Origin of the sequence: Amycolatopsis sp. DG1A-15b (genome assembly GCF_030285645.1) — a bacterium.
Taxonomy (GTDB): Bacteria; Actinomycetota; Actinomycetes; order Mycobacteriales; family Pseudonocardiaceae; genus Amycolatopsis.
Genome location: NZ_CP127296.1, coordinates 2,782,630 through 2,795,567 on the forward strand (window position 1 = coordinate 2,782,630; position 12,938 = coordinate 2,795,567).

Below are 12,938 nucleotides of genomic sequence, written 5' to 3' on the forward strand. Positions count from 1 at the left end.
CGCCGCCCCGGCCGGTCAGGGCTTCGCCGGGGCCCGGGGATCGGTGGCTTCGACGCCGAAGACGCGGCCGAGGGAGACGAGGGCCTCGTCGAGGTGGCTGAGGCTGGAGAGGACGGCCCGGGTTTCGGCCGCTTCGACGCGGTCGGAGACGGGGGTGCCGTCGTCGCGCACGAGCGTGCCGGGTGTGGGGCCACCCGGGGCGTTCAGCGCTGTGCGGAGGACGTCGATGTTGGCCAGCAGCCGTCCGGTGAACTGCCGGAGCCGGTCGGCGTCGGAGCCGGTGAGCTGGCCGGGCTGGGCGCGTGCGGCGACGTGGCGGGCCCGGAAGGCGATGGTTTCCAGGGTGGTCAGCACGTGCCAGCCGTAGTCGCGGCGGGCGCTGCGGAGGTTCACCGGGTGGGTCAGCGGTTCGATGGTGGTGCGGACCTGTTCGACGCTGCGGTCGAGGTCGCGGGAGAGTTCGATGATGTTGACGTTCTCCTCGCCGGCGAGGAGGCCGCGGGTGTGCTCGAGGAACTCTTCGAGGTCGTCGAGCACCGCGGCGATGTCGTCGAGCATGACCGAGCGGGTGCGGACCGGGACGATGACGACCGCGGCGAGGATGCCGGCGGCGGCGCCGACGGCGGTCTCGGCGACGCGGATCCAGAGCACTTCGAGGCTGAACGTGCCGAGCAGGCTGTAGAGCAGGCCGAGCATGCTGGTGACGAAGAAGGCCATCACCACCTGGGAGACCCGGGCGGTGTAGACCATCCCGAACACGCACACGAGGATGAGGCCGAGGGTGGCCGTGGTGTTGCCGCCGACCAGCGAGGCCAGCAGGACGCCGCCGACGATGCCGATCAGGGTGCCGCCGAGGCGGCGGACGCCCTTGACGAAGGTGGCGCCGGCGCTGGAGGCGCCGATGAACACGACGAAGACGGTGAGCACGGCCCAGTACCAGCGCTGGTGGGAGACGAGTTCGCCGCCGAGCACGGCGAGCCCGCCGCCGACGACGGCCTGGATGGCGCTGCGGGTCCGGTTGTCGTAGGCGAACTTCGGTGCCGGCTCGGCAGTGTCGTCCACGTCAGGGGCGAGCGGGTCCGGGGTGGTCTCCGGGGCGGCGGCCCGCTGGGCACGGTCGTCGGCCAGCGCGAGCTCGGCCAGTGCCTTGCGGACGCCGTCGCCGGGGGCGGCGTGTTCGTCGATGCGGCTGCCTTCGACGAGCATCCGGCTGTATTCGCCGGTCTGGCTGATCAGTGGCAGTTCCCGCGGGTCGCGTTCCATGAGGGCGCGGAAGCGGGCGAGCCGGGCGATGAGGTCGTCGCGGACCTCGGTGGTGAGTTCGTCGGAGCAGGTGCGCTGGACGGTGATGGCCAGCCAGCCGACGGCGAGCTCGACTTCGATGGCGCGGCGGCGCAGCACGTCGGCGGCGCGGGCGTCGACGACGTCGGGGGCGGCGTCCTCGATGAGCAGCACGCACTCGTGGAGCCGGCTGATCGAGCTGCGCAGTTGCTTGCGGGTGCGCTCACTGCCGTTGACGGCGAGGTAGGCCTCGGTGGCGCGGACGACGGCGCCGAGGCGGGCGCGGAAGGCGCGGCGCACGCGCAGGAACTCGGCTGCGGCGTTGTGCCGCAGCAGGACGAACCGGACGACGGCGTTGGCGAGGACACCGACGCCGAGTGCCATCAGCAGCTGCGGCACCTGGGTGACGTGGGCCTGCAGGAACATGGGGAAGAAGAACAGGAAGAAGGCGATCGAGCCGAGCGCGGTGCCGCGGGCGCCGAAGCGCTGGGCGTAGACGGCGACGAAGATCAGCAGGACGAACACGACGCTGTCGGCCGGTGGCAGGGCCGAGCCGAGGCTGGCGACGGTGATCGACGCGGCCCCGGTGAGGAAGGCCAGTACGAGGGTGACGGCCTGGCCGCCCGGGGTGGGGTCGTTGACGGTGAACGCCGTCATCATCGCGGCGATGGCGCCGACGAGGGTGACGGTGAGCGGGACGTGCGCGGGCAGCAGCGCGGCCACGGCGATCACGATGCCGAGCACGGCGGAGCCGGCCAGCCGCAACCGGACCAGGCCGGGGTCGGCCGCCACGAGCCGGTCGAGGGCGGCGGTGCGGAGGTGGTTCATCGGGCGAGGAGCTCCCACTGGGCGAGGGTGGCGCGGCGGCCGCGGGTGGCGGTGATCCGCAGCCGGTAACGGGCGTGCGCGGCCGGGGTGGCGAGGACGAAGGGGCGGGTCTGGCGGCGCCAGCGGAAGAGCTCGCCGTCGCGTTCGTCGAGGGTGGTCCATGCGACGCCGTCGTCGGAGCCTTCCAGCACCCACGCGCTCGCGTCGCCGCGGCGATCCCCGGAGGTCAGCGTGTACATGGTGACTTCGCGGGGCTCGCCGGTGACGGTGAACTCGATCGCCGGGGTGGCGCTGCGGAAGGTGACCTGGGTGCGGGTGGTGTCGTCGAAGAGCGCGCCGATCTTGGTGCCGTCGGAGCTGGTCGCGGTGCCGGTCAGGTCGGTGGCGGGCGCCGGGTGCTCGGCGGGTGGCGGCGGGGCGCCCCAGCCGGTGGGTTCGGTCGCCAGGTCGAAGACCAGTTCGGCGCCGCCGGCGAGGGTGGCGTGGCCGATCGAGGTGCTCTCGTGCGGTTGGCCGTCGACCGTGAGGCCGCGGACGTAGACGGTGTCGCCGGTGTTGCCGGGTGCGTGGACGACCAGCTTCTTGCCCTCGCCCAGGTGGACGGTCGCCTTCTCGAACAGCGGCGAACCGATGGCGTAGCGGGGGCTGCCGACGGCGAGGGGGTAGAAGCCGAGGGCGCTGAAGACGTACCAGGCGGACATCTCGCCGTTGTCTTCGTCGCCGGGGTAGCCCTGGCCGATGTCGCTGCCGAGGTAGAGCCGCCGCAGCACCTCCCGGACGACGGCTTGGGTCTTCGCGGGCGCCCCGGCGTGGTTGTAGACGTAGGGGATGTGGTGCGAGGGCTGGTTGGAGTGGCCGTACTGGCCCATCCGGACGTCGCGGGCCTCGGTCATCTCGTGGATGAGGCCGCCGTACGCGCCGGGACGGCGGCCGGTCTCGGGGGTGGCGAAGAAGGTGTCCAGCTTCGCTTCGAGGGCTTCGGTGCCGCCGTGGAGGGCGGCGAGGCCGGGGCCGTCGTGCGGTGCGGTGAAGGCGGTGTTCCAGGCGTTGGTTTCGACGAAGTCGCCGCCCCAGGCGGCCGGGTCGTAGCCTTCGGGGGCGAACTTGCGGCGGCCGTCGCGGTGGCGGCCCTGGAAGAAGCCGATCGCCGGGTCGAAGTGGTGGACGTAGTGCTTCGCGCGTTCGCGGAAGTAGGCGGCGTAGTCGGCGTACGTCCGGGCTCGCGGTCCGTCGCTTTCCCGGGACAGTGCCTCGGCGAGGTGGGCCAGGCCGAAGTCGTTGATGCAGCCTTCCAGCGCCCAGGACAGTCCTTCGTGGACCGATACCGGGGTGTAGTGGAGGAAGATCGACTCGTCGAGGCCCTTGCGGCCGATCGCGCGGCGCGGCGGGCTGACGGTGGCGTTCTTCAGCCCGGCGTCGAAGGCGGCCTCGACGTCGAAGTCACGGACGCCCTTGAGGTAGGCGTCGGCGAAGGCGACGTCGGAGCTGGTGCCGGTCATCAGGTCCGCGTAGCCGGGGGAGGACCAGCGGGCGATCCAGCCGCCTTCGCGGTACTGCTGGACGAACCCGTCGATCATCCGGCCGCAGCGTTCCGGCGTGAGCAGCGCGTAGGCGGGCCAGGTGGTGCGGTAGGTGTCCCAGAAGCCGTTGTTGACGTACATTTCGCCGTCGACGACCTTCGCGCCGGTCCGCCGCCGGGTGCTCGGCCACCACCGGCGCACGACCGGGCTGGCGTGGCGGATCCCCGTGGGCGTGTTCTCGTGCGCCACGTTCGGGTACAGGAACAGCCGGTAGAGGTTCGAGTACAGCGTGGTCCGCTGGTCTTCGGTGGCGCCTTCGACCTCGACGCGGCCGAGCTCCTCCTGCCACCGCCGCCGGGCCTGCTCGCGGACCTGCTCGAACGTCGTCCCGGCCGGGATCTCCAGCTCCAGGTTGCGCTTGGCCTGGGCGAGGCTGATCAGCGACGTCGCGATCCGCATCGTGACGTCGGGGCCGTCGAACTCGAAGTAGCCCGAGACCCGCCGCCACGGCGGGAAGCGGATCTTGGCGCCGCGGGTGGCCGGGGCGTCGGTCACGGCGTAGACGAACATCCGGCGCGCCCCGGCCGACAGCCGGCTGCGGACCCGGGTGTACCCGGTGATCACGCCGGTGTCGGGGTTCAGGCGGAGACGGCCGCGGTTGCGGACGTTGTCGAACAGCAGCCAGCCGTGCTTGTCGGGGAAGGTGAACCGCATGATCGCCGCGTGCATCGCGGGCGCGAGGTCGGCGGTCATCCCGTTGGCGAACCGGACGCCGTAGTGGTGCGGCGAGTCGGTCTCGTCGTCGTGGGTGAAGGCCAGGGCGCGCTTGCGGCGGTCGCGCTCGACCGGGCCGGTGCCGGGCATGACGTGGAAGGTGTGCCGGTCGCCCATCCACGGGCTCGGCTGGTGGGACAGCGCGAACGCCTGCAGCGCGGGCCGGTTCTGCTCGTCGTTGTGGCGGTGGTAGGAGTAGAGCCAGTTGGTGACGCCGGCGTCGGTGACCGGGGTCCAGAAGTTGAACCCGTGCGGCACGGCGGTGGCCGGGACGTTGTTGCCCCGGGAGAACTCGCCGCTGGAGTGGGTGCCGCGGGTGGTGCGGACGCAGTCGACCGGGTCGCGCGGCGGCTCGGGGCGTTCGGCGACGCGGACGTCGTCGAGCCAGCCGGTGACTTCTTCGGGCGCGTCGGTGCGCAGCACGATCCGGCTGATCCGGCGCCCGGCGAACGCCCCCAGCTGGCGGCGGACGAGGTTCCACTGGTCCACCCACAGCGTCTTGTCGTCCACCGGGTCGAACCCGGCGGAGGTGCCGTCGGCGAACTCGACGTCGAGGCTGACGCGGGTGGCGTGGTAGGCGGGGATCTCGCCGTCGGCGACCGGGAAGACCACATAGGACAGCTCGGTGCGCCCGGTGACGGGCACGTCGAGTTCGAACAGGACGGCGCGGGGCCGGGCGGAGTAGCGCAGGGCACACAGGCCGGTGAAGCCGACGCCGGTCTTGGCCGTGGGGGAGCGGTCCGGGCCGCCGCCGACGTGCAGGCCGGAATCCGCCGGCTGCGGGTCACCGGTTTCGAAGGAGGAGAAGAACACGGCGTCGGACATGCGCCCACCGTAACCGCCGCCGAACGGCGCAGCGTGCTGAAACACTGCTGCCCGCACCGGTGCGGGCAGCAGTGTCCTTTTCAGGCGACGGCGGTGCCCTCCAGCTCCACCAGCTGACCCGGGATCGCCAGCCTGCTCACCCCGAGCATCGTGGTGGCCGGGGCCACCCCGGCGGCACCCAGCCGCGCCGCCAGCACGCCGTAGTGCGGGAACAGCCCGTCGACGTCGGTGGTGTAGACGTTCAGCCGGACCAGGTTCGCCAGGGACATGCCGGCCTCGGCGAGCACGGCCTCCAGGTTGTCCAGGCTCACCGCGAGCTGGGCGGCCATGTCCCCCTCGTGCCGGGGCTTGCCCTCGGCGTCCATCGACGTCTGCCCGGAGCAGTACAGGGTGCGGGTCTGCCCCGCGACGACCTCCCCCTGGTTGAAGCCCAGCGCATGAGACCACGTCACCGGGTTGACCGCCGTTCGTTCCAGTGCCACATCAGCTCCGTTCGTTGCGAGTACTGCGCCGAGGAGCTTTCCGGCGAATCACGACATCCTCTGTCGGGTATTCGCTACCGTTCCGGAGTGCGTGCCGACCGGCTGGTCTCCCTGGTGCTGCTGCTGCGCCGGCGTGGGCGGCTGACCGCGGACGTGCTGGCCCGCGAGCTGGAGGTCTCCACGCGCACGGTGCTGCGCGACATCGACGCGCTGTCGGCGGCGGGTGTCCCGGTCTACGCCGAACGCGGCCGGCACGGCGGGTTCGCGCTGCTGCCCGGCTTCCGGACCGAGCTCACCGGCCTGAACCACGACGAAGCACTGGCCCTGCTGACCACCGGGCCGGCTTTCGGCCTCGGCCCGGCGCTGGCCTCGGCCATGCGCAAGGTGGCCGACGCCCTGCCCGAAACCCACCTGGCCACGGCCGGGCGGTTCCTCGTCGAGCCGGAGACCGACCTGCTCTCCCGCCGCTGGGCTGCCGAGGAGGTGGACCACCCGACGATGGCCGAGGTCCGCCGCGCGGTCCTCGGTGGTCGCCGGCTGCGGATCCACTACGCGGCCACGGGCCAGGAGCCGCAGTGGCGCACGGTCGACCCGATCGGCCTGGTCACCGTCCGCGACCGCGGCTACCTGCTGGCGACGAGGGCGGGCGCGGACCGCACGTACCGGCTGTCCCGGGTCCTGGCGGCGGAGGAGCTACCCGAGCCGGCCGAGCGGCCGGGCGAGGTCGACCTGGACCGCATCTGGCGGCAACGCTGCGCCGCCTTCCTGGCCGACGGTCACCTGACGGCCCGGGTCCGGGTCCGGCCGGCCCGCCGCGAGGACCTGCTGGGCACGGCGGTGGCGGTCCGCGCGGAGGAGCCCGGGGCCGACGGCTGGCTGCGGTTCGAAGTGACCTACCAGGACGCGTGGCACGCGGAGTGGGCGCTGTGGCAGCTGGGCACGGGCGCCGAAGCCCTGGCTCCGCAGTCGTTGCGCACGGCCCTGCGCGAGCGGGCGATGGCGATCGCCGACCGCTACGGAGACGACCGGCTCCGGAAACGGTGAGGGCCACCCCGATCGCCCGGGGTGGCCCTCACCGCAGTACCGCGGATCTACATCTTCGTGCACTGCCCGGCGACCGGGCCGCGCACGACATTCGGCAGGTCGTGGTCGGTCGGCGCCGGGTTGTTCACCGCGCACGCCAGCGGGCCGCCGACGGTGCTGGAGGTCAGCACCGGCCCGTGGTTGCCCGTCAAGGCCACCGGGCCGCCGATCTCGGTCAGCTCGATCGACACCGGACCGGTCGCCCCGGTGATCGCCACCGGACCGCCCACCTTCGTGCGGTTCAGCACCACCTGAGCCGCACCCGTCGCCGCGAGCGGGCCCTTGACCTGACCGCCGCGGACGATCAGCGACGCACCGCCGCTCACCGTGACCGGGCCGGACACCGTCGCGTCCTGCAGGCACACCGTGCCCGAAGTGACCGCAAGCGGACCGGACTGCGTCCCCGTGATCGTCTTCGTGCACGCCGCGTCCGGCTTGCCCAGCAGCTCGAACTCGGCCAGCTGCGCCGGAGCGCCGGTGCTGGTCGCGGTCACCTCGAGCCGGTAGTAGGCGTAGTGCGCCGGGTCGGCCACCTTGAACGCGCGGGTCTGCTGCCGCCAGCTGAACGCCTGGTTCTCCTGCCGGTCGGCCACCGCCCACGTCTTGCCGTCGTAGGAGCCCTTCAGCACCCAGCTCTTCGGATCGCCCGCACCGGTCTGGGACGTCAGCGTGTAATTCGTGACAGCCTCATCGGTCGAGTTCAGCTGGTACTGCACGGCGCCGGTGACCGCGGCCTGGGTGCGCGAGGTGTTGTCCACCAGCGCGGCCGCGTTCGAGCCGTCCGAAGTGGACAGCGTGCCCCTGCCGGGGCCGGTCTCGTCGTGCAGCGGCGCCGGGACGGCGTCACCCTGGGTGATCGACTTCGGCGCGTCGTTCGGGCCGGTGCCCCACTTCGACGGGTTCGGGCCCATGTCGAAGTCGATGACCCCACCGCGAGCGATCAGCTCCTGCGACAGCGACGTCGAAGAGTGCGCTTTGCCGTTGACCTTCACACCCTGGACGTAGACGTTCTTCGCGCTGTTCTTCGGCGCGTTGATCACCAGATCCTTGCCACCGGCCAGGTGGATCGTCGCCTTCTTGAACAGCGGCGACCCGATCGCGTAGTCCGGGCTGCCCATCTGCAGCGGGTAGAAGCCCAGCGCGCTGAAGGTCCACCAGGCCGACTGCTCGCCGTTGTCCTCGTCACCCGCGTAGCCCTGGCCGATCTCGCTGCCGGTGTAGAGCCGCGAGAGCGCCTCGCGGACCTTCTCCTGCGTCTTGGCCGGCTGGCCCGCGTAGTCGTACATGTAGAGCGTGTGGTGCGAGGCCTGGTTGGAGTGCCCGAGCTGGCCCATCCGGACGTCGCGGGCCTCCCGCATCTCGTGGATCACCCCGCCGTAGGAGCCCGGGAAGTTCGCGGTCTCCTGGTCGGCGAAGAAGGCGTCCAGCTTCTTCGCCAGGCCCGTCTTGCCGCCGTAGAGGTTCGCCAGGCCCTGCCCGTCCTGCGGCACGGAGAACGCCATGCCCCAGCCGTTGGTCTCGGTGTAGTCGATGCCCCACACCCGCGGGTCGTAGTCCTGCGGCGACCGGCTGAACTTGCCCGCCGCGTCCCGGCCCTGGAAGAACCCGACACTCGGGTCGAACAGGTTCACGTACTGCTGCGCCCGGCTGGTGAAGTACTCGTAGTTCGCCAGGTACTCCTGCTTGCGCGGATCACTCGCCGGGGCTTCGTCGTAGAGCTTCTTCGACAGGTTCGCGATGCCGTAGTCGTTGACGTAGCCCTCGATCGACCACGAGAACCCGTGGTCGGCGGTGTTGGGCGAGTAGCCGAGGAAGATGCCCTCGTCGATGCCCTTGCGGCCGACCGCGTTGTTCGGCGGCGTCACCGTCGCGTTCTTCAGCGCCGCGTCGTAGGACGCCTTGACGTCGAAGTTGCGCACCCCCTTGAGGTAGGCGTCGGCGAACGCGACGTCCGAGCTGGTCCCGGTCATCAGGTCCGCGTAGCCCGGCGACGACCACCGCGAGATCCAGCCGCCGTCGCGGTACTGCTGCACGAACCCGTCGACCATCTTCCCGGCCATGTCCGGCGTGAGCAGCGAATACGCCGGCCACGTCGTGCGGTAGGTGTCCCAGAACCCGTTGTTGACGTAGGTCTGGCCGTCGACGATCTTCGCCCCGGTCTGCGTCGGGGTGTCCACCCCGGCCTTCGGCGAGACGAAGCTCGCGTACTGGTAGACCGGCTTTTCCTTCGTGCCGGTGTTCTCGAAGCCGGAGTTCGGGTAGAGGAACAGCCGGTACAGGTTCGAGTACAGCGTCGTGAGCTGGTCCTTCGACGCGCCCTCGACCTCGATCACCTTCAGCTGGTCGTCCCAGATCCGCTGCGCGGCGTCGCGGACGGAGTCGAAGGTCGCGTTCGGCGCGATCTCCTGCGCCAGGTTCTTCTTCGCCTGGTCCACGCTGATCAGCGACGTCGCGATCCGCATGGTCACGGTCTTGTCGGCACCGGCGGCGAACCGCAGGTAGCCGGCGACGTCGTCGTGGCCCTGCCCGGTGAGCTTCGCGCCCGCGGTGACCGGCTTGTCGAAGGTGGCGTAGACGAACATCCGCCCCGCCCCGGCCGACAGGCCGCTCTTGACGTCGGTGTAGCCCGACAGCGTGCCGCCCGCGGTGTCGAGGGTCAGCCCGCCCTGGTTCTTGTAGTTGTCGAAGATGAGGCTGGAGTCGCTGCCCGGGAAGGAGAACCGGAACACCGCCGCGTGGTCGGTCGGGGCGATCTCGGTCTTGATCCCGTTCTCGAACTGCACACCGTAGTAGTGCGCGCGAGCGGTCTCGTTGTCGTGCTTGAACGCCAGCGCCCGGGCGTCGCGGTTCGCGTCCGGCACCCCGGTGGCCGCGGACGGCATCACCTGGAAGGTCTGCCGGTCGCCCATCCACGGGCTCGGCTCGTGGCTGACGCTGAACGCCTGCAGCTCCGGCAGGTTCTGCTCGTTGTTCTGGCTGTGGTAGTTGTACATCCACCGCACGTCGCCGTTGTCGGCGTTCGCGTCGGTCACCGGGGTCCAGAAGTTGAACCCGTGCGGCACGGCCGTGGCCGGGAAGTTGTTGCCGCGGGAGAAGGTGCCGTTGGCCATCGTGCCGCGCGTGGTGAGCACGTTGTCGGTCGGGCGGGTGCTGGCCGGCGGCGTCGGCGTGGCGGAGATCTTCACGTCGTCCAGCCAGCCCTGCAGCGAGCCGGGGCCACCCGCGTTGTCGAAGCCGACCAGGATCCGGTCGATCGTCTTGCCCTTGGCCACCGTGCCGATCGCCGAGCGCACCAGGTTCCACTGGTTGGTGTAGAGCACCTTGCTCTTGCCCTGGCCCTCCGGCGTGAGCGGGAACCCGTACTGGTCGGTCGCGCCCAGGTCGCGCAGCCGGGTGCCGTCGGTGAAGACCAGGTCGATCGCCACGTTCGTGCTCTGGTACTTCAGGTCGCCGGTGATGAACTGCGGCTGCACCTTGTAGGACAGCTCGGTCGAGGCCACGACGGGAACGTTCACGTCGAAGACCTTGTTGTAGGACCAGCCGTGGCCCTGGGTCTGGCTGCCGGAGTAGCGGAACGCCTTGAGCCCGGTGAAGCCGACGCGGTTCTTGTTCGTGTACCCGCTGGTCGGCCCGGAGTCGGTGAAGCTGCGCATGTTGGGCAACGGCGGCGGCGCCGGCTCGTCGTTGGCCAGCAGCAGCTCCGACAGCTGCAGGATCGGCCCGCCGTTGTTGCCGGTGACGTTCAGCCGGAAGTACCGGTACGCCGCGGTCGGTGCGGCCAGCTTGTAGTCCTTCTGCTGGAACCGGGCGGTGAACGCCTGGCCGGTCTGGCTGTCGAGGTCGGTCCAGGCACTCGCGTCGTTCGAGCCCTGCAGCGTCCAGTCCTTGGGGTCGCGCTCGGCGAAGTCGTTGGCCGAGGAAATCGCGTAGTGCGTGATCGACGTCGGCTCCGACAACGTGATCTGCGCCCACGCCGTCGGGTCCCACGACAGCCACTTGGTGTCGGTCGTGCCGTCGACGAGGTTCGACACCACCTCGCCGCCACCGGCGTTCTCGCTGCTGGCGCTGGTTTCGGTCACCTTGCCGCGGATGTCACCGGGGATCGCGGTGCCGTTCGCGCCGTTGATCCCGGACGCGCGCGGCTTGCCCGCCGCGTCGGTGTCGACCGTGTCGGTCCACGTCGGCTGGACGTCACCGGACTCGAAGGAGGACGAAAAGTCGGCCGGCAGGACGTCTTCGGCGGCGGACGAGGCCGCGGGGAGGGCGACCAGGCCGGCGGCGACCACGGCAGCGGTCACCAGGAAAGCGACCGGCGGTCTGGCGCTTCGGGGCATCGTTGCTCCAAGCTCGGAGGGCGGATTCAGCAGCGCCGCGCAGGCGGGGACCGGCGGCGCCAACGAAGGGAAACGCGCGGGTGACATCGATGTCAAGACCGCTCGCCAAACCTGGCCAAAATCAGACAACGCGGAAAACGGGGGCCCGATGAGACCAGTCAAGATCTTCACCGCCATCGCCGCACTCACGCTCGCCACCACCACGTTCACCCCGGCCACCGCCACCGCGGCGACCGGCTCGACCATCCGGCCGGTGACCGCCTGCGCCGACCTGGTCCGCGGGTTCACCCTCCCGGGCGCCACCACCCACGTCACCTCGTCAGCCGTTGTCGCGGCCACCGCCACCGATCCCGAATACTGCGGCGTCCAGGGCTACGTCGAACCCGCCGTCCGGTTCGAGCTGCGGCTGCCCACCAAGACCTACACCGGGCGCTACCTGCAGTACGGCTGCGGCGGCTTCTGCGGCCTGGTCAACCCGCCCGCCTTCGCCGACTGCCTGCCCCACGGCGGCGACTTCGCGGTCGCCGCCACCGACGACGGCCACATCGGCAAGACCCCCGCCGTCGTCGACGACGGCAGCTGGGGCGCGCACGACCAGGCCGCCCGCGACGACTTCGAGTTCCGCGCACCCCACGTCGTCTCCCGCGCCGCGAAGGCGATCATCCAGGCCTTCTACGGCGCCCCACCGCGCAAGTCTTACTTCACCGGCTGCTCCGACGGCGGCCGCGAAGGCCTCCTGCTCGCCCAGCGGTACCCGGCGGACTTCGACGGCATCGACGCCGGCGCGCCCGCGAACTACTGGGGCCCGCTGCTCGGGGTCTACCAGACCTGGCTCGCCCGGGTGAACAGCGCCGCCGACGGCAGCCCGATCCTCACCGCCGCCAAGCTGCCCGCCCTGCACGACGCCGTCCTGGCCGCCTGCGACCGCCTCGACGGGCTCGCCGACGGCCAGCTCGACGACCCCCGCGCCTGCCGCTTCGACCCGGCCACGCTGATCTGCACCGGCGCCGAGACGCCGTCCTGCCTCACCCCGGCCCAGGCCGCCGTCGTCGGCAAGCTCTACTCGCCGCCCACCGACGCCCGCGGCACCCTGCTCTACCCCGGCGGCCAGCTGCCCGGGTCCGAGCTGTCCTGGGCCGGCTGGATCATCGCCACCCCCGAGACCGGCGGTTTCGCCTTCGCCCGCAACCTCGCCGACAACTACCTGCGCTACCTCGGCTACCCGATCGGCGCGCCGGCCGCCACCGTCGACACCTTCGCCTTCACCCGGCGCGAATTCGACCGGCTCACCCCGGTCGGCGTCCGCTACGACGCGATGAGCCTCGACCTGTCGGCGTTCCAGCGGCGGGGCGGCAAGCTGCTGCTCTGGCACGGCTGGGCCGACGAGGCCATCCCGCCGGCCGGCACGCTCGACTACTACCAGCGGCTCACCCACGGCCGCCCGCAGGACTGGGCGCGGCTGTTCATGGTCCCGTCGCTCTACCACTGCGGCGGCGGCACCACGCTCACCGAATTCGACCCGCTGCGCGAACTGGTCGCCTGGGTCGAGCGCGGCACCACCCCCACCCGGGTGACCGCGACCGGCCGCGACGCCGCAGGCACCGTCACCCGCACCCGGCCGGTGTTCGCCTACCCGCAGCGAGCCGTCTACGACGGCACCGGCAGCATCGACGACGCCGCCAACTTCCGCCCCGCCCCGCCGTCCTCACCGGTCCGGGACGTCGTCCACTGGGCGGGGGAGAAGCTGTACGGCCTGCCGGGGCCGGTCGCGCCGTAATCCGGTCCCGCGGGTCCCGGCGTCGCCGCTAGGG

General features: G+C 71.4%; 6 protein-coding genes. 2 read left to right on the forward strand and 4 right to left on the reverse strand.

Annotated features, from left to right (window positions below; genetic code table 11):
* Positions 1 to 15 precede the first annotated feature (15 nt).
* The 3 genes from QRY02_RS12580 to QRY02_RS12590 form a co-directional block, all read right to left on the reverse strand.
* Positions 16 to 2,109, reverse strand: a complete 2,094-nt coding sequence (locus QRY02_RS12580; RefSeq protein WP_285991712.1) for an FUSC family protein — start codon at positions 2,107 to 2,109, stop codon at positions 16 to 18.
* Complete coding sequence (locus QRY02_RS12585; RefSeq protein WP_285991713.1) at positions 2,106 to 5,228, reverse strand: GH92 family glycosyl hydrolase; 3,123 nt, start codon at positions 5,226 to 5,228, stop codon at positions 2,106 to 2,108. Before QRY02_RS12585 ends, QRY02_RS12580 begins: the two co-directional genes overlap by 4 nt.
* An 80-nt stretch (positions 5,229 to 5,308) precedes the next feature.
* Positions 5,309 to 5,704, reverse strand: a complete 396-nt coding sequence (locus tag QRY02_RS12590) for a RidA family protein (RefSeq protein WP_285993824.1) — start codon at positions 5,702 to 5,704, stop codon at positions 5,309 to 5,311.
* Positions 5,705 to 5,797: 93 nt separating this feature from the next.
* Between QRY02_RS12590 and QRY02_RS12595 the strand changes: the two genes are divergently transcribed.
* Complete coding sequence (locus QRY02_RS12595) at positions 5,798 to 6,754, forward strand: helix-turn-helix transcriptional regulator (RefSeq protein WP_285991714.1); 957 nt, start codon at positions 5,798 to 5,800, stop codon at positions 6,752 to 6,754.
* A 47-nt stretch (positions 6,755 to 6,801) separates the two neighbouring features.
* Here the strand turns inward: QRY02_RS12595 and QRY02_RS12600 are convergent, their stop codons facing one another.
* A complete protein-coding gene (locus tag QRY02_RS12600; protein WP_285991715.1) occupies positions 6,802 to 11,127 on the reverse strand; it encodes a GH92 family glycosyl hydrolase in 4,326 nt (1,441 codons plus the stop codon).
* 148 nt (positions 11,128 to 11,275) lie between these two features.
* Between QRY02_RS12600 and QRY02_RS12605 the strand changes: the two genes are divergently transcribed.
* Positions 11,276 to 12,904 carry a tannase/feruloyl esterase family alpha/beta hydrolase gene (locus QRY02_RS12605; protein ID WP_285991716.1) on the forward strand — a complete coding sequence of 543 codons (1,629 nt, stop codon included), beginning with the start codon at positions 11,276 to 11,278 and terminating at the stop codon, positions 12,902 to 12,904.
* Positions 12,905 to 12,938 lie beyond the last annotated feature (34 nt).

Excerpts from the sequence above, each read along its gene's own strand:
- QRY02_RS12605 (WP_285991716.1), top strand. The coding sequence starts at position 11,276 with ATGAGACCAGTCAAGATCTTCACCGCCATCGCCGCACTCACGCTCGCC.
- QRY02_RS12580 (WP_285991712.1), bottom strand. The coding sequence starts at position 2,109 with ATGAACCACCTCCGCACCGCCGCCCTCGACCGGCTCGTGGCGGCCGAC.
- QRY02_RS12600 (WP_285991715.1), bottom strand. The coding sequence starts at position 11,127 with ATGCCCCGAAGCGCCAGACCGCCGGTCGCTTTCCTGGTGACCGCTGCC.
- QRY02_RS12585 (WP_285991713.1), bottom strand. The coding sequence starts at position 5,228 with ATGTCCGACGCCGTGTTCTTCTCCTCCTTCGAAACCGGTGACCCGCAG.